Annotated in this window: 11 protein-coding genes; 7 read left to right on the plus strand and 4 right to left on the minus strand. The window is 54.7% G+C overall.

What is annotated here, in order from left to right:
* Window positions 1–22: 22 nt before the first annotated feature.
* The 3 genes from LQ229_RS13360 (at window position 23) to LQ229_RS13370 (ending at window position 10480) form a co-directional block, all read left to right on the plus strand.
* Window positions 23–7912, plus strand: coding sequence for an Ig-like domain-containing protein (locus LQ229_RS13360; protein ID WP_230191988.1), 7890 nt, complete (start codon window positions 23–25; stop codon window positions 7910–7912).
* Window positions 7913–8975: 1063 nt separating this feature from the next.
* Window positions 8976–9755: an SDR family oxidoreductase gene (locus LQ229_RS13365; RefSeq protein ID WP_216540717.1), complete on the plus strand. Its 780-nt coding sequence runs from the start codon at window positions 8976–8978 to the stop codon at window positions 9753–9755.
* 128 nt (window positions 9756–9883) lie between these two features.
* Window positions 9884–10480, plus strand: a complete 597-nt coding sequence (locus LQ229_RS13370; RefSeq protein ID WP_230191989.1) for a Uma2 family endonuclease — start codon at window positions 9884–9886, stop codon at window positions 10478–10480.
* A gap of 56 nt (window positions 10481–10536) precedes the next feature.
* On the opposite strand, the gene LQ229_RS13375 is transcribed toward LQ229_RS13370, so the two are convergent.
* Together LQ229_RS13375 and LQ229_RS13380 are read right to left on the minus strand one after the other, a co-directional pair.
* A complete protein-coding gene (locus tag LQ229_RS13375) occupies window positions 10537–11076 on the minus strand; it encodes a hypothetical protein (RefSeq protein WP_230191990.1) in 540 nt (179 codons plus the stop codon).
* Window positions 11077–11127: 51 nt separating this feature from the next.
* Window positions 11128–12309, minus strand: a complete 1182-nt coding sequence (locus tag LQ229_RS13380; protein WP_230191991.1) for a hypothetical protein — start codon at window positions 12307–12309, stop codon at window positions 11128–11130.
* A gap of 193 nt (window positions 12310–12502) precedes the next feature.
* On the opposite strand from LQ229_RS13380, the gene LQ229_RS13385 reads away from it, so the two are divergent.
* The 3 genes from LQ229_RS13385 (at window position 12503) to hflX (ending at window position 18589) form a co-directional block, all read left to right on the plus strand.
* A complete protein-coding gene (locus LQ229_RS13385) occupies window positions 12503–15640 on the plus strand; it encodes a GNAT family N-acetyltransferase (protein ID WP_230191992.1) in 3138 nt (1045 codons plus the stop codon).
* A 5-nt stretch (window positions 15641–15645) separates the two neighbouring features.
* Entirely contained in the window at window positions 15646–16509 is an 864-nt protein-coding gene (locus LQ229_RS13390) for an amidohydrolase family protein (protein ID WP_216540721.1), read from the plus strand.
* A gap of 802 nt (window positions 16510–17311) precedes the next feature.
* Complete coding sequence (gene hflX / locus LQ229_RS13395; protein ID WP_216540722.1) at window positions 17312–18589, plus strand: GTPase HflX; 1278 nt, start codon at window positions 17312–17314, stop codon at window positions 18587–18589.
* Window positions 18590–18623: 34 nt separating this feature from the next.
* On the opposite strand, the gene LQ229_RS13400 is transcribed toward hflX, so the two are convergent.
* Complete coding sequence (locus LQ229_RS13400; protein WP_230191993.1) at window positions 18624–19724, minus strand: DUF3626 domain-containing protein; 1101 nt, start codon at window positions 19722–19724, stop codon at window positions 18624–18626.
* Between the two features lie 17 nt (window positions 19725–19741).
* Complete coding sequence (locus LQ229_RS13405; RefSeq protein WP_230191994.1) at window positions 19742–20626, minus strand: LysR family transcriptional regulator; 885 nt, start codon at window positions 20624–20626, stop codon at window positions 19742–19744.
* A gap of 129 nt (window positions 20627–20755) precedes the next feature.
* On the opposite strand from LQ229_RS13405, the gene LQ229_RS13410 reads away from it, so the two are divergent.
* Window positions 20756–22165 (plus strand): MFS transporter, encoded by a 1410-nt coding sequence (locus LQ229_RS13410; RefSeq protein WP_216538241.1) that lies wholly within the window; start codon window positions 20756–20758, stop codon window positions 22163–22165.
* The last annotated feature ends 141 nt before the right edge of the window (window positions 22166–22306 follow it).

The raw sequence follows: 22306 nt of genomic DNA on the forward strand, positions 1-22306 counted from the left end.
TCCATGAAGGAGGCTTCTGCCTATGTTCCGCAATCCATTCGTCAAGAGCTTGAATATTGCAACCGTATTCATGATGCTGTTCAGTTGGCTTCCGGGCGGCGTCATGGCAGCGCAGGAGGGCGAACCGGCTTCGGTTCGGCCTCGCGCCGTTCAAACGGAGTGGTTCGTATCCCCCGCAGGGGACGATGCGAATCCGGGGACGATCGAGCAGCCGTTCCGCTCCATTGAGAAAGCGAGAGATGCCGTTCGCGAGATGAATGGCGAAATGACCGAAGACATCACCGTCTATTTGCGCGGCGGAACCTACACCTTGGAGCATCCTGTCGAGTTCGACCGGCGCGATTCCGGGCAGAACGGCCATCGCATCGTCTACTCCGCTTACCCCGGCGAGAAGCCCGTATTGAGCGGCGGGCGGACGATCGGCGGCTGGAGTTTGCACGATCCGGCCCAAAATATTTATAAGGCGGATGCGTCAGGCTTGCTTACAAGACAGCTATACGTTAACGGCGAAAGAGCCGTCAGGGCGCGCAGCGAAGGCGGACTGCCGGGCGCTACGAACGACGCTATCGGCCATACAACGACGATGACGGAAATTGCAAACTGGAGAAATGTGCAAGATATTGAGTTTGTATATAACCAATTATGGACGCAACCGCGCAATTTGATAGATTCCGTGAAAGTAGAAAACGGCAAAGCGCAAATTACGATGCAGCAGCCGGCATGGGGATATAACCGCACGAAGGGGGCGACGGCCGTCCAAAATCCGGTTTGGATTGAGAACGCTTACGAATTGTTGGACGAGCCGGGCGAATGGTATTTGGACCGTGGTGAGCAAGCGTTATACTATATTCCCCGATCGGGCGAGAATATGGACACCGCCGAAGTCGTGGCGCCTGTAACGGAGAAATTGCTCATTCTGAAAGGCGCGCCGGACGAACCGATCCACGACATGGAGTGGAAGGGCATTACGTTCGCCTATGCGGGTTGGGCGCAAGCGAGCTTGAGCAGACAGGAAGGCGGACATGGAGGCTATCCGGACATCCAAGGCAATTTGCTAAGGCTTTGCGAACCGGGGATGAACATGTATATCTGCCCACAAGTGGTGAACGAGGGCCATGTGCTTGTGAAACATGCCGAACGTATTGCGTTTGAACGCAATACGTTTACGAAGCTCGGCCAGGCGGGGCTCGACATTATGGCCGGCAGCCGGAATATCGATGTGACGGGCAATACGTTTACCGATATTTCGGGGAGCGGGATTCAGATCGGCGAAGTGGATTGGGCGGACGGTTCTTACGAATACAAGGGCGGCCCTAACGAAACCGATAAGCCGTATAACACGATCCATTACAATCCCGACGACGAACGCCTCATTATTAAGGATATTCGCGTAACGAACAATTACATCGGTCATATCGGCGTCGATTACGGATCTTCGGTCGGGGTGTTTGCCGGTTTTCCGCAAAATTTGCTGATTGCACATAACGAAATCGGGCATGTGCCTTATTCCGGCGTAAGCGTAGGCTGGGGATGGGGCAGACAGGAGCCAAGTGTGGCGCAGCATAACCGGATCGTCGGCAACTATATTCACGACGTCATGGAGCGTTTGGTCGACGGAGGAGCCATTTACACGTTGGGCATTCAACCGGATTCCGAGATTAAAGGGAATTATATTAAAAATACCGGACAATCCTATGGCGGGATTTATCCCGACGAGTGGACGCAATATTACACGGTGACGGACAACGTCATCCAAACGATGGGCGAAGGAAGAAGATGGCTGCATCTTCATAAAGGTCATAATAATATAATCCGAAACAACTATGCGGACTCCAAAGAAATATTTGAAGTAGGGGAAAACAATACGATCGAGGAACCGACGCTCGTTACCGACGGCAATTGGCCGCCGGAAGCGGTTGCGATTATGGAACAAGCGGGAATCCAGCCGGAATACGAAGATATCATTCCGCCTGCCGCCGACATGGAGCTGATTGGGCTCGATAAGGTGATGTCCGGTCCGAAGCTGGCATTCAGCGCCCGGATCAGCCAATTGAAGCATGTAAGCGATGAGGATCGAATCGGTTTTTATATCGACGGGGGCAAAGCGCTGGCCAATCTTTCCTTTACATATGGCAACGAAGGCCTTGCCGCACGGACCGACCAGTACGGGGTCGCTTATCTCGGCAGTCCGAGAGCGGTCGGAAGCATGCCGGAATTGCAGACGGAAGAGGGCATGACGATTACCTTCGACATTCCTTTATCTGCCGCATGGTTCCAAGGCAAGATCAAAGTCGGAGCGGTCAAGTTCAACGACGACGGCAGCAAGACGAACATAGCGGAAGCGTTCGGGAACGCGATTAAAATCGGGGAGCTTGCGCTGCGCAGTTCGGACGATTTCGAAAATGAGAAGGCAGGGGATATTCCCGAAGAATGGGTGTATAACAAGGATCTCGGCCAAATTAGCGTTGTAGAAACGAACGGATGGGACGGCTTGCCGACGAAGGCGCTCAAAACGCAAAAAACGAAGACAACGCCTTCCTCGCTATTTATTACGAAAACGGTAGCGGAGGCAAGCGGGTTTTTGCAAGTAAGCGCTCGGATCAAAGCGGACCAGCGCAATGCGGCCGGATACTTGAAATTGAAGGATAAGGACGGCAAGTCGATCGCCGAGCTCAACATGCATTTGGACGGAAATATCGTCCTCGATCACGGCGGCGGCAGACAAGAAGCCGTGCAACCTTACGAAACGGGCAAATGGTACGAGATATCCTATGTGCTCGACACGACCGATATGCGCTATTACTTGTTTGTCAACGGGTTCTTGAAAAAATCGGGACAGCCGTTCCGCGAACAAACCGATCATCTTGGACAGATCGTATTGGGCACCTTCAGCGGGACGACAGGCGTATTTTATTATGACGATATTCGGATTTACGAAGAGAAGCCTGCCGCTCCGGAAGGCATCGTCTATCGCGACGATTTTGAAACCTACGCTCCCGGCGAAACGGTTCCCGGTTGGCAATCCAATCCGGCCGGCGTGAACGGGACGGTTGCGGAGACCGCGGATGCGGAAGGCAAGCAGACGCAAGCCTTCAAATTAGCGAAAACGGATAACAAAAACGCGGTGAAAATCGTGAAAGACGTTGCTGCGGCAAGCGGCATCGTTACGTTCGCAGCGAAAGTCAAGGCGTCGCAAACGAATGCGAACGGAGCGATCGGGTTGCAGGACAGCAAAGGGCATCCTTTATTCCAGATCGATTTCAAAAGCGGCGGCGCAACCAACATCAATTTGGGCTATCCGCTCGACTTGGGCGCTCCGTATCAGGCGGATCAATGGGTCGAACTCAAGGTCGTGATAGACACTTTTACGAACCAATTCGACACCTACGTGAACGGCGTGAAGAAAAGCTCGCGCGTATATTTCCAATATGCGGCGGCGGACGTGGCGCAAATTTTTGTCACGATCGATAAGGCCGGCATGGGCACTTTTTACTTCGACGACTTGGAAATATCGGCGCGGCCCGTACATGTCGCCGGCGTCACGCTGAATCCCGAGACGATGACGCTGCCCGAAGGCAAAATGGCCGAGTTGACCGCAATCGTGGAGCCGGCCAATGCGCCGGTGCGGGAAGTATCCTGGCAATCGAGCGATCCGGGCGTCGCCGCAGTGGACGGGAACGGCGTCGTCATCGCATTGCAGCAGGGAACGGCTGCGATTACCGCAACGACGAAGGAAGGTTCTTTCACGGCTTCGTCCAACGTGACTGTTACCGAGCGTGTAGCGGTGGAGGGGATTGCCGTTTCCGAGCCGCAAGCCTCGGTCATGATCGGAGCGACGAAACAGCTTGAGGCGGTCTTTACGCCCGTGAACGCCAATATTCGGGATGTGATATGGCAATCGAGCGATCCGAACGTCGCTTCCGTCGATGAGAACGGACAGGTTACCGGCGTGAATGCCGGTACGGCAACGATTACGGTGACGACGGCCGAGGGCGGAATCTCGGCTTCAAGCAGCATGACCGTATATGAAAGACCGATTCAGGCGGAATGGTACGTCTCGCCGACAGGGGATGACGGCCATGCGGGGACGAGTCCGGATCAGCCGTTCCGAACGCTGGAACGGGCGCGGGACGAAGTACGCATTATGAACGGGAATATGACCGGCGATATCGTGGTGTACCTTATGGGCGGAACGCATACGCTGGAGCGGACGTTCGTCTTGGACGAAAGAGATTCCGGCAGCAATGGCTTTCACGTCGTTTATACGGCGTATGCGGATAGCAGTCCTGTCGTCAGCGGCGGGAAGAAGATCGAAGGCTGGACGCTGCACGATCCGGACAAACAAATCTACGAAGCCGATGCCGGCGCGCTTCGGACGCGGCAGTTGTACGTTAACGGGGAACGGGCCGTGAGAGCGCGCAGCGAAAGCGGGCTTCCGGACGCAACGAACGACAATACCGGACATACGACGACGATGACGGAGATCGCGAATTGGGGCAATGTGCAGGATATCGAATTCGTATATAAGCAGTCCTGGACGCAGCCGCGCAATTTGGTGGAATCGATCCGGGTGGAGGACGGCAAGGCGCATATTGCGATGCAGCAACCGGGCTGGGAATATAACCGCCATAAAGGATCGACATCCGCCAAAAATCCGGTATGGATCGAGAATGCGTACGAACTGCTCGACGAGCCGGGAGAATGGTATCTGGACCGAACGGCGGGCAAGATGTACTATATTCCGCGCGAAGGCGAGGATATGGCGCGGGTTCGGGCCGTGGCGGCGGATTTGGAACAACTGGTCGTCGTGGAGGGCACGCTGGATGCGCCGGCCCGCAACATTCAATTCAAGGGGATTACGTTCTCCTATGCAGGCTCGCTTCTGCCCAGCTTAAGCGCCGAAGAAGGAGGGTACGGAGGTTATCCCGATATTCAGTCGAATTTGTTGAGGCTTTGTAAAGAGGGCATGGAATTGGCCATTTGTCCGCAAGTCGTCAATCCGGGGCATGTCATCGTCAAGAAGGCCGAATCGATCGTATTCGAGCGCAACACGTTTACGAAGCTGGGCCAAGCCGGACTGGACATTATGGCCGGCAGCAGCAATATCGACGTAATCGGCAACAAGTTCAGCGATATTTCGGGCAGCGGCATTCAAATCGGGGAAGTGGATTGGGCGGACGGCTCCTATAAGTTTGACGGCGGCCCCAACCATTCCAACAAGCCTTACAATACCGAACATAACAATCCGGACGACGAACGCAAGATCATTAAAAATATTCGAATCAGCAACAACTATATTACGGATACGGGCGTTGAATATCCTTCGTCCGCGGGCATTTACGCAGGGTTTACGCAAAATTTGACGATCAGCCATAATGACGTCGGCAACGTTCCGTATACGGGAATCAGCGTAGGCTGGGGATGGGGACGGCAAGAACCGAGCGTCGCCAGAGAGAATTACATTTTGAACAACTATGTCCATGACGTCATGAAAACGATGAATGACGGCGGCGGCATTTATACGCTCGGTTCGCAGCCGGATTCCTTGATGAAAGGCAATTTCGTAGAAAATCCCGGCAATTCGTTCGGCGGTTTCTATCTCGACGAGTGGACGCAAGGCTATACGCTCACGGACAACGTCATGGCCGCGAACGGACAAGGAAGGAAGACGTGGCTGCTGCTGAACAAAGGCGGCTTCCATAACGTCATTCGCAACAATTATACGGATTCGACTTTCCGGAATAATGTCAGCACGAACTATATTCATTTCGTGTACGACAATAATCAGGTCATCACGGATAACCAATGGCCGCAAGAAGCGCGCGCGATTATGGAGAACGCGGGAATTCAGCCGCCATATCGCGACATTCTCGAACGGCCGGATGCCGATAAATCGGTGTTGGAGTCGGCGGTCCGCGAGGCGGAATCGCTGCTGGAGCAGGCTGTGGAAGGAGAGGCTCCGGGCCAGTATCCGCCGGCTGCAATGGCGGCGCTGCGAACGGCGATCGGAGCGGCGCAGGCGATCTTGAACGACGCGAATGCGGATCAAGCGCGGGTGGATGATGCTGTCGATGCATTGCAGGATGCGGTGAAGGCGTTCAAGGCGTCGATCGTTCGCGATCCGGATGTTCCGTACTGGATGGAAGGCAAGCTGGAAGCGCTCGATCTGTCAGATACCGGCGTAACGCTGGCTTGGTCGGGAGCGGAAGACGAAGAAGGAATCACCGGATATATGTTATATCAAGACGGCAAGGAAATCGCCGCCGTCACGGATCAAGTCTACGGAGTCGGCGAATTGTCGCCGAATACGACCTACACGTTCAAGGTGGAAGCCGGCAACGGCAAAGGACGATGGAGCACGGACGGACCGAGCCTTACGATCAAGACGCCCGCTCCCGGCGAACATGGGGATTTGTTGCCGCCGAGCTGGCCGGAAGGCAGCGCTATGAGGGCGACGAATATAGGGCGGAACGACGTCACATTGCACTGGACTCCGGCAGAAGATAATACCGGCGTTGCGGAGTACCGCATTACATGGAACGGCGGCCGCTCCGCCAGCGTCACCGGAACGGTGTACAGCACCGATATATCGGGCTTGTCGGCAGGGACGCTCTACACCTTTACCGTGCAGGCCGGGGATGCCGCCGGCAATTGGAGCGCGGACGGACCGGGCGTTTCGGTAAGGACGGCATCCGGCGGTTGTACGAATTGCGGAGGCGGCAGCACGCAACCTCCGGCGCATTCGGACAAAGGGATCGATAAGCCGGAGCAACCGGCTCCGCCGGCCGTCCCAACGGACGTCGGCGCGGACGATTTGCGGCGAGTGCGGGAAGGCAAGGTAATCTTGGAGCTCGATGCGGGCAAGACGGAATTGACGCTCCCGTCCAATGCGGGCGAACTGTTGAAAGGATATCCGCTGGAAGTGAAGACCGGGGGAGCCGCGATTACCGTTCCGGCAAATTTGCTGCAAGCCTTGATCAAGCAATTAGGCGATGAAAGGGCGGCGACCGGAACGATTGTGATCCGGATGGAGCAAGCGGCGGCGGAATCGTCGCCTAAGAAGCCGGGCGCCGAAGGAAACGCGGCATGGAAAGCGGGCAGCCGCGCCTTCGAAATCGAGCTGTTGTTCCGCGATCGGGACGGCAACGAAATCCGTCTGGGCGAGCTTGAGCAGCCTGTAAGGATTGCATTGTCGTACGATCCGGCCGCGATCGACGAGGAATTGATCGGCGTATATATGTACAATACAGCGTTAGACCGTTGGGAGTACATGGGCGGGGACGTCGATGCCGGGCAGCGTCGAATAACCGTTGACCTCTCGCGACTCGGGCTATTGGCGATGCTGGAATACGACGGCGCATTCCAAGATGTCGCCGAAGATCACTGGGCATACCGTGCGTTGAAAGTATTGTCCGCGAAGGGTATCGTCCAAGGAGCGGGTGAAGGCGCGTTCCATCCGGGCGGCCGGACGACAAGAGCGGAATTCACCGCCATGCTCGTTCGAGCGCTGCAATTGAACGCGGAGGGAGACTTGGACGCATCCTTCCAGGACGTCGATGCGTCGGCATGGTATGCGGCCGATGTAGATGCGGCTTCCCGGGCGGGGCTGATCCAAGGCGTCGCGTCGGATCGTTTCGCGCCGAACGAGCGCATCAGCCGCGAGCAGATGGCGGCGCTGCTGGTTCGAGCTTACGAGCATAAGCGCGGCAAAGTTGCGGGAGACGAAGAGCCGCTTGCCGGCTACGGCGATCAAGCGCAAGTATCCGCTTGGGCGCGGCAAGAAGTGAACCGGGCGATCGGCCTCGGCTTGATGCTCGGCAAGGGAGAAGGGATCTTCGATCCCGGCGCCGACGTTGCGCGCGCGGAAACCGCGCAAGCGGTCTATCATTTATTGAAGCGGCTCAAGCCATAGCCCGCAAGCGATGCAAGGCAGGGGGCCTGGGCCTCCTGCCTTGTTCTTATGTCGCAGCAACTGCGGCTGCGGATTCGAGCTCAAGGAAGTTGTCATGCGTGATTGTGATTGGCCGGCAACGAGAAATTACTATCCGGACCGTACGGGCGTTATTTTGCGTCAAAATCGGTTATTCGCTGTTTAGGCGGACATTGGTTCCTTTATCCGTTCGTCGGAGGGCTTATTTTTACGCTTTTGCCGCGAATAAAGGATCGTATGTCCGCAAACAGTCGGAAATCAGACCGTTTGTCACAATTAGCGTCTCCTGTGTCCGGAACTTGGGGAGCATGGCGGTGGAGCATCCCGTTTAAGCGGAAAATCATGCTGAATCATCATACCGCAGCGGCTGTCGACCCGTCAGGCGGGCTAACGAAACGTAAACACGCTAATAGCCTGTAAATTACCTTGTTGCCAGGTGTAACGAAACTACAACATGCTAATGGGGGGAAAAGGCGGTAAAACCGCCGATTTCCAAGGAATAACGATACGTACTTTCATTATAATGAGAACGTTTTCATTTTAAGTCCAATAAGGATTGCCAGTTTCGTTGGCGCCAAACTAAGAAGGATAGGTCCGCGCGATCGTCTTCGAAACAGAGGGAGGTATCCGCTTCTCTATGCGCAATTAAGCCAGTTACATCAACGGTGGCGAATGATGTAATAGATTCTTTTCGTATGCTTTGCTGCAGCAACCGATCAAAACGGGTACGAAGGGAGAACAATACGACATCATCAATACCGTTGATGACAGTAACTGCGATTTGGTAAGATAAAAGCGGAGATGAACGAAAGGGGAATTCATACTGCGATGGCATGCACGTTGTAATGGTTGATTAACGGAATAGATCGCCGGGCCGCGGTTCCAAGCATGGTCGCCGCACGGGATCGGCGTGTCGTTCGAGACCATTACGGGCGCGCAGTGGATTGGTTATATTCCGGGCGGATGCCGAATCGGCGTCCGTCTCTTGATATTCATCTCCTATAGCCACCGCTACATGCGCTCCAAACGATTGGAGGCATATCACATGAAAGAATTGCAGGGGAAAATAGCTATCGTAACCGGAGCAAGCCGTTCCGGAGGAATTGGTACGGCGATCTGCCGTACGCTCGCCAACGCGGGCGCCGACATCTTCTTCACGCATTGGAGCCGCTATGACGAAACGGACGGAAACGGGGCGGAGAAGGAATGGGCGGCAACGCTGTGCGGGGAGTTGGGTAATATGGGGGTGCGATCGGCACATATGGAAGCGGATCTATCCGATCCCGGCACTCCGGCCCGGATTATGAATAGAGTGGAGGAGGCGCTCGGCGCCGCTTCCGTCTTAATTCATAATGCGACGCACTGTGCGGCGACGGATTTCCGGGGATTGGACGCCTTACAGCTCGATCTTCATTATGAGGTCAACAACCGCGGGACGATCCTGCTAAGCACGGAATTCGCCAAAAGCTTCGAACGAAAGCTTGCGGGCCATCGGCAAGGGCGAATCGTCCATTTGGTCTCCAAAGGAAACGATCCGCATAATCTCGCCTATATCGCGACGAAGGGAGCGCTCATTGCGATCACAGAACCGCTCGCCGTCGCGCTTGCGCCCCTTGGAATTACCGTAAACAGCATCGATCCCGGTCCGACCGATTCCGGTTGGATGAGCGGCGAATTAAAGGCTAAACTGCTTCCCTTGTTTCCGATGGGGCGCATCGGTTTGCCGGAAGATGCGGCCAAGCTGGTCAAATTTCTGGCAAGCGACGAATCGCATTGGATCACCGGACAGCTTATCAAATCCGAAGGCGGTTTTATGGGCAAATAAAGGCAAGTATGCAAGCATGCAAGGCAGGGGCCTTAGCCTCCTGTCTTGTTCTTATGTCGCGTCAAGCTCGGAGCCGCTTTTATGGTATAATAAAAAGCAAAATAGGCTGGTTAAAGGAGGATGCAGCGATGACTTCGAAACCGGACAAGTCCAAGTCCGGCCTGATTCGCGAACAGCCGCTCACATACGACGATTATGCGGCGCTCGACGACGGGAACCGGTACGAATTATTGGGCGGCAAGCTTGAGTTAATGAGCCCGGCGCCTACGATTAAACATCAAGTGATTAGCTTTGAAATGCAAAAGCGGATGGCCTCCACTTGCGAGTTGGAATACCTTATTCTTTACTCCCCTGTAGACTTGATACTGTCGGCCACCGACGTTTGTCAGCCGGATTTGGTCATGATCCATCGCACCCGGTTGGATATATTGAGCGCGCGGGGAATCGAAGGGATACCCGATTTGGTCGTGGAGATTTTATCTCCCTCTTCGTTAAAACGCGATAAGCTTCGAAAGCTCAAGCTATATGCCGCTAGCGGCATACCGGAATATTGGATCGTGGATCCGGCCGGGGGAACGTTGGAGCAGCATATGTTGTACGAAGGCAGGTACGATTTATGCAACATCTATATCGGGGACGAATCGGTTCGTTCCGAGCGCATCGCTTGCCTCTCCTTTACGATGGAAGACATCATGAACAGCATTCCGGACTTGCCGAATAAATAATGGAAGAACCGGAACGATTACATTGTGAAAGCGCCCCAAGGGCGCTTTTTAAATAGTCATGAGTCCTGATCGGGCGTGAACTGATATCGATACGTCTCGAATTGGGAAGAAGTATAATACGAGTCGATTTTCTTCACTTCTCCCGGTTCGATGTACAGGTCGTCAAACATTCGTTCGTCCAATATTTGCCCTTGTTCGTCGTACGTCCGGACGGTCAGGCTTCCGTGGAAGCGGTAGGAATCGTTATAATTTCCGGCATAAATGCGAATTTCGTACAGATCGTCATCTCTGAACGAGCCGGTCGCGACGGTCAAGCGATCGATTTCACGGACCGGTCCGTCCAATTGCTGCATTTTATATTCATAATGGCGATCGCTTTGTTCCCTCATCGCTTTGTCGATCGATTTTTCCTGGTACGTGATCACGGCAATGGGAATCGTGGTAATAATATATAAGCCGATGATCGCTCCGAATCCGCTGCGAAGCACGACGCGCCGATCGTATCCCCCGACGATGAGCGCGATCCAGGCAATCGCAATAAGCGCCAAGGTAATCAAATGCCATTTGGATAAGAACATTTCAGGATAGAACGTCATTGCCCGCCTCCTTCTATCGTTATGTAATCAATGTCTTGGAACGCATCCGCATTACGTGCGCCGTTTCCGGCGCAACCAATAGACGATGCCGAATGGCAACCACACGAATAACGCCATGAAAATGACGGCGGACAATGCCGAAATCATAAATTCTTCTCCAGGTCCGGCGTCCGTCTCCGGCATAACCACGCCGATCAGCAGCCATCCGACGACCGTAAACAGAAGGAAGCGCAGCGGAACCCAGAATATGAATCGTTTCGCCAAGTATTGATATACCGTCGCTGCGACGAACAAAATCACAAGGCATAGAACCGTGCCGTCGGACGGCAGGATGCCTTTGTCGGCTAACTTAATGCCGGCAAAGATGAAAACATACAGCAAGCTGAAAATCACCCAAGTGGACCGTTGCGGTACGAATCTCGGCGAACTTTCCGCAGCGTTGCCGGTCCTCTCCGCCTCATTCGGCCGGAGCTCCTGCTGCCCGCCGTTATTCGCGATTGTCGCTTCCGCCCGTTCTCTCCGCTCCATCTCTTCAAGAATTAGCTCAAATTCTTTGTGCAAATGATGTTCGAAAGGGAACGGCAGCGAGTTTGCTTCTTCTCCCAACATCCGGAGTTGATCTTCTTCCGGTAGCTCGGACAGCAGCTTATTCGTCGCCCATAGCGGAATGCCGCGGCTTCGCAACTCCTTCAACCAAATTTCCGTATCGTAGTTTTCGTAGAAAGGAACGGCCAGCACGCGATTTTTCCATTCGTCGCGGTAAACGACATAGAGGATCGGGAGAATATGAAAATAGGGCTGTTGTTCCGTCAGCTTGCTTTTGCGATAAGCGTAATGATACGGAGCGATATACTTCGAAACATAGACGCGCTCGATCCGCTCCAGCGGGACAGTGTCTTCCCGGACGGTGCGGTCTTCGCGACGATAGATTCGGTACTCGATCCGATCCCCGTATAACCGGAAACGGTTCAGCAGACGATTTTTACGGATAGCCGTCCGCAAATAGCGGATCGTAAATCTTGCAAGCCACGCACCCGGCAGCAACAGGAGCAGCAGCAGGAAGGTCCACCATGCGTGATAGCGGAACACAAGGTAAATCGGACCGGCAACGAGCGCTGCGGCAAGCGCCAGCAGAAACGACATCGCCTCGAACGTTAAAATCCAGTAGAATGGCTCCATACGGCGATCCGTCCGCTCGTGAATGCAATTACGATCGGTCGAAGCGATCAACATCATCTCTCTCCTTTCCGTTTCATTTTCATGTTGTAATTATACGCCTCATCCGTGAAGGAGTTTCGTTTTGGACGACTCGGCATTTTCAAATGCCGCCCGGCTTGTCATTGGGAAAGATAAGTATGGAACGAAATCCCTTCCTCGTTCGTATAAGAATTATCTCCCATATATTGGTTGGATCGAGGTGGAAGGAATGTCTGCGCTTATTGAAATTGTAAATTATCATCCTGGGTATGCGGCAAGCATCGCGGAGATGTGGAACCGAAGCCAGAATGAGTGGGGCGGCGGCACGACCGTCAGTACGGCCGAGCAGGTCAGGCAGGAGGAAGAAAACTCCGATTCGCTCGCGGTTTTTCTCGCCGTTTGCCAAGATGAGGTGGTCGGCTATTGCAGCGTGAGCGAGTATCGGGAGGATACGGGCGCTCTATATATTCAACTTCTGAACGTCCGCCCGGACTACCACGGCAAGAAAGTCGGCAAGATGCTCGTGCTGCGGGCTGTGGAGGAGACGATCCGGCGCGGGTGGCCGCGCTTGGATCTGTATACGTGGGAAGGCAATATGAAGGCGGTGCCGCTGTATAAGCGATGCGGTTTCTTCTGGGAGGACCGCGAGGAAGCGACGCATTTTATGAACTTCATTCCCCAGGTAGTTCATTGCGAAGCGCTCGAGCCGTACATGGCCGGAATCGATTGGTACGCCGATTCCACGCGAACGATCGAGGTGGTGCCGGACGGCCGGGACCATAACGGCTTCCAAACGTATACATACGCCTGGAGCAAGGACGGGCGCGAACTGCGCGTCGATTTCGAACGCAGGGGCCGGGGCATATGTTTGATCGAAACGCATGATTACCTGTTGTCAGCGGCGGCGGAATCGGCCGAGCCTGTGTTCGGTAAGGAATACACCGTTCAGTATCGCGTCGTCAACAAATCGGAAGCTCCGCTCAGGTTAGACTTTCAGGGCGAGCATGACCGCAACATTTCATTCGATTGGCAGCAATCTGTGGAAATTGCGGGTGGGGAAGAGCGGACGCTCACCGCTCGTTTCTTCGTCGGGGAGATCGAAGAGGAACAGAGCGAGTGGCGGACTTGCCCGACCGTGCGGGCCGCCGTGACCGTCAACGGCCGCAAGGCGCTGCTGCAGGTCGGCGTCGTGCCGAAGTTCCCGGCGAACGTGACGATGAAGGTGCCCGATGTTATGCATGCGCTTCAAGGACGATACGAATTTTATTTGGATGTGGAAAATCATTATCCGGAAGCGGCAACCTTCTCTTTTGAACTGCCTGCTGTGCCGTGGCTCGATATGGAGGAGCGCAGCTTGTCGGTAAGCCTGGAGGCGAAAGGGAGAACGTCTCTTGCTGTTCCGTACCGGCTGGCGGATTACGGATTTTACGAGCAGCGGCTGGAGATTGCGGCCTGTCCGGCGAGCGGCGGGACGTTCACGTTCCGCCGTTCCGTCGGCGGCGGGTTCCGCGGTCCGGGAGCGATGTGCGCCGGCGAGACCGAGCGCGCGCGTATTGCCGTGAACGGCAAATATTCGCTTGAAATTTTGACGAAAAGCAATCAGACGTATATCCGCCAAGCGGGAAGCGGGGACGAGGAGATCATGATGCTCCATCCGGCGATAGGAAAACCGTATTCCGGCGAGTTCTCCAAGCGCAAGCCGGAGCGGACGGAACGCAAGGAGGAGCGCGGGGCCGTCGGTTTCAAGCTGACGTATCGTTCCGTCGACCGCCCGCACATGTTGCTGCATACGCATTCGCTGCTCTATGCGGACGGCACGGTGAAAATGTGGTATGAATTGGAGAACGATTCGGACGACCCGACCGTTGCCGAACTGTGGGTTTCCCAACGCGTCCTTCATGATCTGTATCGTCTGGCGCTTCCTTACGGAGGTCGGATCGTGGAGACGAGCGGCTCTCACGGCAACGATTATGCATACTGGGACGGCAATAAAGTGGACGAACCGTGGCTCTACAGCCGCGGCGCATCGACGGCGGTCGGACTGTGCTGGTCCGACGGCTGGCGAATGAATCTTGGCGATTGGTATGCCGAGGTGGAAACCTGCTTCGGCCGGTTGCAAGCTCGTGAGACGAAGCGCTCCGGCGATATCGTGATGTCATGCGGAGGTTTCGACGATTGGCAGACGTTCCGCGACTTCGCCTTGAAGCGGCCCGCGACGAAGCATACGGCACAGCCCGTCTATCATATCGAGTTCGCCGCGAACGGCGGCAATCCGTTCGTCTCTCCGGAAGCGAAGGAAGTGGACGTGACGCTGCGAGACGCGAAGTCAAACGTATGGGAAGGCGAGATTATCGCCTCGTACTCCGGCCGTCCCGAATCTGCCGTCACAGTCACGAGGTCGTTGGACGAGGAAAAGGCCGAAGCCCGATTCACGCTATCTTCTCCAGAACGATCCGGAGGCGTTGTCGAAGTGAATGCACGACTGGGCCCGTACGATGAGACCTATCGGACCGCGCTCTTTCCGCTCTCCTCTGAAATCGTCAAGCGTGCGAAGACGGATGAAGCGGGCAAGGAAACGCTGCGGGCGGATAACGGCCGGATTCAAATCGCCGTCTCGGCGGGCCATTACGCAGGGCTGCGCTCGCTCGTGGCCGACGGGCGGGAATGGCTTGCGACCGGTTTCCCGGAATACGGTCCGAAGTCGTGGTGGAATCCTTGGCCGGGCGGGATGTATGACGAATTGGACGGGATGAGGGCTTTGTCCGTATTGAAGGAAGAGCGTTCCGCTTCGTTCGTTGATATTCCCGACGATCGGGGAAATATATGGTGCGGGATTCGGGCCCGCCTGACCGTCAAGCGGCACGAAACGTTCAAAGGGTTGACGTGGGACGGGTATTATCTCCTGCTGCCAGGGGTGCCGGTGCTCGCTTACATCACGGAAATCCGGCAGGAGACGGGCACATATCTGGACGGGAAGCGGCTGACGACCGAGATGTTTCTCCAGCAGGGCGAAGCCGCGGACTGGATGCGGACGTTCGGCCCGCAGGGCGAAACGACGCGGTACCGGTTGGGCAAGGGAGAATTGCAAGTGGAAGAAGCGCGCGATTATGCGTTCGGCCGCGACGAGGGGCCCGGCGTTATGCATATCGTGACGGACGAGTCCGTCATTCGGCCCAAGGTTTATTCCAACAAAGACGTCGCATGCGTCTCGTTCGCCCGTTTCCTGCATGTCCCGCATGGAAGTGTAAGCCGCTCTCAGCCGGTCTTTTTCGTCTTCGCAGACGGGGCACTCCCGCCGGAATCGCTGCGGACACTGCGCACATTAACGTTCCCGGGGAGCGCACCCGATCATACGGAAGGAGAGTGAATGGAATGAAAATGATCGATGCGCACATGCACCTGTCTCATATCGAATCGTTTAAGGAAACGGCGGCCGCTCGCTCGCTCGTAGATTACTCCGTAGAGGGGCTGTTGCGCGAATATGAGGAGAACGGCGTCGTGCTTGGCATCGGCATGGGGGTGACGGAAACGGACGGGGAAGGTTTCCCTGACAGAGGCGCCGCCACTCCTATGGGACTCGACATGGTCGAGTCCCCGTTTCCGCCGCAGATCGCCTACTGTCCAGGGGTTAACCCGCATACGCTGGATCAGAAGGCCTTGGATGCGTTGGAACGCGATTTGCGGCGGCCCGAGGCTGTCGGAATCAAAATTTATCTCGGCTATTATCCGTTCTACGCCTATGACGACGTATACCAACCGGTGTACGAGCTAGCGAAACAATACAAGGTGCCGGTGGTCTACCATACAGGGGACACGTACTCGGAGCGCGGCCTTTTGAAATACGCGCATCCTTTGACGATCGACGAAGTAGCGGTCGCGCACCGCGAAGTTAATTTCATGATGGCGCACTTCGGGGATCCGTGGGTGCTGGACGGGGCCGAGGTTGTGTACAAGAACCGGAACGTGTTCGCCGATCTGTCCGGCCTGATGGTAGGGGATGCCGCGGAATGCGCGCGGCACAAGGATTCGCCCGTATTCTTCGCACATCTGCGCCATGCGTTGACCTACTGCGACCATTACGACAAGATGCTGTTCGGCACCGATTGGCCGCTCGCCCCGGTACGCCCGTATTTGCAGTTCGTGCAGGAACTTATCCCGGAAGCGTACCACGAGGACGTGTTTTACAAAACCGCCCTGCGTGTCTTTCCGAAAATCACACCTTTAGTGGAAGGATAGGCCAGGGCGTAATGAACCCTTCGCTAGACCTCACAACGTTACAACGAGGTGGGTCTGCGAAGGGTTTGCTTATTGGTATGCCGATTTTAAACAAATCCCGGGCACGCCGCTATGGGCTTAGAAACTTGCCGCCGCGATACTTGGACACAGGATCCGCTATTTGTGAACATTCCTTATATTTCGGCACCTATCCGGACAGAGGATCCCCTAATCGGGGTTTTCGATAGGAAATTGCACGCTTTTTGCCCGAATAAAGGAATCTGTGTCCGCGAAATGCGCAAATCCCCCCTTTTTGTCACAAATAGCGGAGCGACGGTCCGCGAACCCATCTGGAGCCGAACCGAAAACAAAGCGCATTGTGTATTGCTAATAAGTATGTTAAGATAATGGTACTTTGAGGAACGGAGGGTTCATCTGTCATGGTAGATATCAAAATCCGATTCAACGCTTTAAGCCGCTAACTGAATAGTGCTTGAAGGCTCTGTCTGTGTACGGAGCGATCGGGATTGGTCTGCCTTGGAAAGGAACCCCTTATTTGCATATACCGTTGACGAGGGAGGGACAGGACAAATCTGCCCTCTTTTTTGCTGCAAATTTGTATCCATATGGCGTACTGGAATGGCCGGGAATGGCGCGGTTTCGCATTGCAAAGGCCGTTTTTCCGAGAGGAGCGGGACTTTGTTCTTATGCGGGAACTAGGTCTCTTAAGGCGTATTTCGGCGTATCCTCCCATTCGCTTCAAGCACAGGCAGACGGCCTGTGTTTTTATTTTGACAAAAGGATTTTTAGGAGGGAAATATATATGGAACAAAAGCAGAAAGCGATACTGGTTGGCGTCAACATTCGCAATCAGCCGAGTTTCGATTATTCGATGGAGGAATTGGGCAATTTGGCCGCCGCTTGCGAGATCGAGTCCGTCGGCATGATGACGCAAAATTTGCCGCGCGCGAATCCGTCGCATTATATCGGGACGGGCAAAATTCAAGAGCTGCGGGCGATTCTGGATGAGCTCGGAGCCGAAACGGCTATTTTCAACGATGAATTGTCTCCTTCGCAAATTCGCAATTTGGAGGCGGATTTGGATTGCAGAGTCATTGACCGGACGATGCTGATCTTGGACATTTTCGCCGAACGCGCCAAAACGAAAGAAGCGCAAATGCAAGTGGAAGTGGCGCAGCTGCAATATATGCTGCCGCGGCTCGTCGGATTGCGCGAATCGCTCGGCCGCCAAGGCGGAGGTGCCGGCTTGAAGAACAGAGGCGCCGGGGAGACGAAGCTGGAACTCGACCGCCGCCGCATCGAAGAAAGAATTACGGCCTTGAACAAGGAATTGGAAGCTCTCGGTTCAAGGCGCGAGACGCAGCGGAAACAAAGGGTGAAGAATGAAGTTCCGGTCGTATCGCTCGTCGGATATACCAATGCCGGGAAATCGACGTTGATGAATGCGCTCGTGGAGACGTTTCATCCGTCGTCCAATAAACAGGTGTTTGAAAAGGATATGCTGTTCGCCACGCTGGAAACGTCCGTAAGAAGCATTGCGCTGCCGGATCATAAATCGTTCCTGCTAACGGACACGGTCGGATTCGTCGATAAGCTGCCGCATCATCTGGTCAGGGCGTTTCGCTCCACATTGGAAGAGGCGGCGGAAGCGGATGTGCTCATTCATGTTGTGGACATCTCCAACCCGAATTACGAGCTGTTGATCGACATTACAAACCGAACGCTGAAATCGATCGGCGTAGACAATATCCCGGTCATTTACGCTTATAATAAAGCGGATTTGGCGGGCGTCGAGTATCCGGCGGTGCAGGACGATAGCGTCACGATGTCGGCCAAACGGAAAATCGGCGTCGACGAATTGATCGGATTGATTCGCACCCGTATTTTCACCGATTATGTGCGATGCGAAATGCTCATTCCTTACGACCAAGGCGGCATTGTGGCGTATTTGAACGAACATGCCCATATTTTGGCGACAAGTTATGAGAACGAAGGCACCAAATTGTCGCTCGAATGCAAGCAAAGCGACTATGAGAAATACCGTACATTTGCCGTCGATGCTTATGATGGAATTCGTTAGAGGTTAGCGGCTGTCGCGGACCCAGGTTTCGTTCTTATGAGGGATCCTGTGTCCGCGGTTTGCCATACTTCACTAACACATGCCACATTAGCTTCAACTCCTGCAGCACTTCCTTCTCGGTTCCGCGGTCGCTCCAAGCGCCCGGGTTTCGTTTCAAGTCCATGGCGGCTGCGCCGATCGCGCTCGCATCGACTTTACCGTTTCGCGCAATTCGCTTCGCCAAGGAGGGCATCGAAGGGCCTCTGAAATCGAAGGGAACTTCGTCCGGCGAAAGCGCGAAGCCCATATGCCAGTAGAGCTTGATGGAATACTTGGAACATAGTTGTTCCAACGTTAACCCTACCCCAGTTTCCTTGAAGGAAGGATCCGCAACCAATACTTCCACATCGTCTTTCAGCGAAATATCGCCATGAACTTGCGCTTCAATATAATGGTTAAGATTGCGAGCCGGCTCTTCGTTGGCAGGGTCCGCGAAAGGCCCGCCAAGCCGAACCAGCAGATGATCGATTAATTTGCGCGGCGTTGCGTTTTTCTCGCCGATCGCGTAATCCCGAAGGAAGGCCTCCTTCAAGAGAGCCGCCAGAATGGGATCGAATTCCTCGTAAGTCCCTTTCTCCGCAGGGTCTTGATGCGAATCCAAGTAAGTGTATGTCGCCCGGCGGGAAACTTCCGGAGAGAGAAGGAAATAGCACGAGCCGAAGCGCGGAGCCGGGCCGTCGGGATGCAGCATCAGGTCGAGCGCGCCATACTTGGGACGTTGGTTATTGGTCGTCCCTTTCAGTTGGTACGCTCCGCCGAACATCTTCTTCTCCCATAGATCCCGTTTGCCCCCAGGATAAGCCGAGACGCTGCCATTCGATAATAAGGTCTCGAATTGGCTTTTGTACCGTCCTTGCTCAAGCAGCGCTTCGGCAACGCTCTTCATCGCCGGATCCGGCCTGTCCGGATGAAAGTGCAGGGCGATTCTGGCGTGCGCTTTAAGATTGGCGACGGCATCGTCGAATGTTCGGCGCGAAATGTCGGACATATGAAGGATTTCCTCCAAAGTCCGTTCGGCTTCGTGTTTGCGGCTTTTGGCGTAATTGGCGATATGCTCTATTGCCGCTAATTGCGGCTTCGTTAATTTCTCATACAAAAGAATCCCCTCCATCCTTATAGAGATTGCTCTAACTCGGCAAAATGCCGCGCGAGAAAATCCCGAAACGCAAGGGACGCTTTCGACAAATAACGCTCTTCCGACCAGACGAGACGATAAGTGCGCTGGCAAACGGGATGCTCAATGCGCAATTTAATCAGCGGCGTCTCCACATCGCTCTTGCAAGCTCCCACGAACGCAACGCCAAGGCCGGCGCGCACCAGATTGCCGATGGCCTCGGGACCGTCGACTTCGCATACGACATTCGGCCGGAATCCCGCCGCCCGGCAAAATTCGTCGTTCATTTTGCGGAAAGGGAAGCCTTCTTTATAACCGACGAAAGGGTCGTCGGCTACTTCGGTCAGGCTTACGCTGCTTCGGTTTGCAAACCGGTGCCCGGGCGGCACGGCTAGAAACACGTCCTCATGCAGCATCGGCAGCTCGCGGACGCCTTGCCGATCGATCGGCATCGCGGTAAAGCAGAAGTCCACCTCGCCGCTCTCGAGCAGTTGCTCCATCTCTTCCAATGAAGCCTGGCTAATGCGGATGTTAATGTCCGGGTACTTAGTGAGAAAAGCGCCTAAAGGCTCCGAAAGACGGTTCAACGTGGTCGTCGCCAAATAGATGCTCCCGCGCTCCAATCCCGCCAGATCGGCCACTACCCGCCGCCCCTCCTCCAAGGCGGATAAGGCGGTTTCCGCTTTTTTCAGAAACGCTTTGCCGTAAGCGTTCAGCCGGATTTGCCTTCCTTGCCGATCGAATAGCGGCACGCCCAAATCTTCTTCGAGGCGCGCGATCGTTTTGCTTAGCGCGGGCTGTGCGATACGAAGCTCCTGCGCCGCCTTCGTCATATGCTCCAGCCTGGCGACGGTGCGGAAATATTGCAACTGCAGCAGTTCCATGCCAGATCATCCTTTCATTCATATACTACAGTATATATATTTATAATTTTATTTGTATTTTTCATTATATATTATCAATTGTAAAATAAATGGTGACAACAGACAACATCTGAGAAAGAAGTGAGGAGGATGGAGGAGAGCATTCAACGGCAACATGGAGAGAAATTAATACAAATTCTCGCGTTTACAGTCGTTATCTCCGTTATGAGCGCGACGATGTTCAACATCGTATTGTCCGACATTAGCGCGCAATTTCAGCTTTCCACCGCGCAAGTAAGCTGGGTTTCGTCGGCATATATGCTCATTTACGCGGTCGGATCGGCGATATACGGGAAGCTTGCCGATACCTATAAATTGAAAAATTTGCTTACTTTCGGCCTCGTTTTTTTCGCGCTCGGCTCGATGATCGGGCTGGCCGCCCAGGCGTATTGGATGGTGCTGCTCGCCCGGGCGTTGCAAGCGATGGGCGCTTCGGTCATACCGGCGACGGGAATGATTATTCCGTTGCGCTATTTTCCGCCTGAGCGAAGGGGACGCGCATTAGGAATAAGCGCAACCGGCCTCGCGCTCGGCAGCGCCTTGGGCCCGATCGTCTCCGCCTTCGTCGTCAGCGTCGTTCATTGGCGATGGTTGTTCCTGATGCCGCTCTTTACGTTGCTATTGCTGCCGTTCTACCGCAAATATTTGGACGACGAGCGGGGCCAAGGCGGCGGCAACGATTGGATCGGCGGCGGCCTGCTCGGATCAGCGGTGGCGCTGCTGCTTCTGGCCGTAACGAATGAAGCGTGGCTGCCGGGCGCCGCAGCGGCTTGCTTGCTCATCTTATTTACGATCCGTATTCGCAAGGCCGCCGCGCCTTTCATTCAGCCCCGGCTGTTTCGCAATCAACGCTATACGCTTGGGCTAACGATCGCGTTTCTTGCGAGCGGAATCGGATACGCGCTGCCTTTCCTGAGCCCGCTGCTGCTGTCTCATGCGAACAATCTGCACCCCGGGTGGGTCGGCTTTGCCATGGTTCCGGCCGCCTTGGCATCGGCGGCGCTCGGCAGAACGGGCGGCAAGCTGGCGGACGTTCGAGGCAATCTGTTTCTATACTGCACGGCGTCTTCGCTGCTCGTCATTTGCCTAGTTCTACTGTCTTCGTTCGCGGGCGCGGCGCCGATCTTAATCTCCGCCTTCCTCATATTCGGCAATGTGGGACAAACCTTTATGCAAATCGCGTTATTCAACACGATCTCCCGCACGCTGCCGCAGGAACAGTCCGGCGTCGGCATGGGGCTCATGTCTATGCTTAACTTTATTGCCAATGCCGTGGCCGCAGGCATTTACAGCAAGCTGGTCGATCAAGATTACGCGGCGCGGTGGAATCCTGTGAACTCGTACGAGACAGCGTCCGAATACAGCAATCTTTATCTGGCTTTGGCTTTGCTGCATGTCGGCATTATGATCGTGTACGTCGTCCAATTCGGCAAAGCGGCACGGAGAAGCGGCGATGTCGACGGGGAACGCCGCAACAGAAGGCAACAACTTGAATCATGATCAATCTATAAAAATAAAGTCCAGCGGTAAGATGTCAAGCCCCTGATTCATGAGAATTGGAAATTTACTTTAAGGAACAGGTCAATGAGTCAGGAAAAAAGACAACACCAAACTAAACCCAGTTCAAAAATCGAGTTTTTA

This window comes from Paenibacillus sp. CECT 9249 (assembly GCF_918697855.1).
In the GTDB taxonomy this organism is placed as follows: Bacteria; Bacillota; Bacilli; order Paenibacillales; family Paenibacillaceae; genus MSJ-34.

Coding starts and splice junctions, on each gene's coding strand:
- LQ229_RS13360 (WP_230191988.1), top strand. CDS start 23: ATGTTCCGCAATCCATTCGTCAAGAGCTTGAATATTGCAACCGTATTC.
- LQ229_RS13365 (WP_216540717.1), top strand. CDS start 8,976: ATGAAAGAATTGCAGGGGAAAATAGCTATCGTAACCGGAGCAAGCCGT.
- LQ229_RS13370 (WP_230191989.1), top strand. CDS start 9,884: ATGACTTCGAAACCGGACAAGTCCAAGTCCGGCCTGATTCGCGAACAG.
- LQ229_RS13375 (WP_230191990.1), bottom strand. CDS start 11,076: ATGACGTTCTATCCTGAAATGTTCTTATCCAAATGGCATTTGATTACC.
- LQ229_RS13380 (WP_230191991.1), bottom strand. CDS start 12,309: ATGTTGATCGCTTCGACCGATCGTAATTGCATTCACGAGCGGACGGAT.
- LQ229_RS13385 (WP_230191992.1), top strand. CDS start 12,503: ATGTCTGCGCTTATTGAAATTGTAAATTATCATCCTGGGTATGCGGCA.
- LQ229_RS13390 (WP_216540721.1), top strand. CDS start 15,646: ATGAAAATGATCGATGCGCACATGCACCTGTCTCATATCGAATCGTTT.
- hflX (WP_216540722.1), top strand. CDS start 17,312: ATGGAACAAAAGCAGAAAGCGATACTGGTTGGCGTCAACATTCGCAAT.
- LQ229_RS13405 (WP_230191994.1), bottom strand. CDS start 20,626: ATGGAACTGCTGCAGTTGCAATATTTCCGCACCGTCGCCAGGCTGGAG.
- LQ229_RS13410 (WP_216538241.1), top strand. CDS start 20,756: ATGGAGGAGAGCATTCAACGGCAACATGGAGAGAAATTAATACAAATT.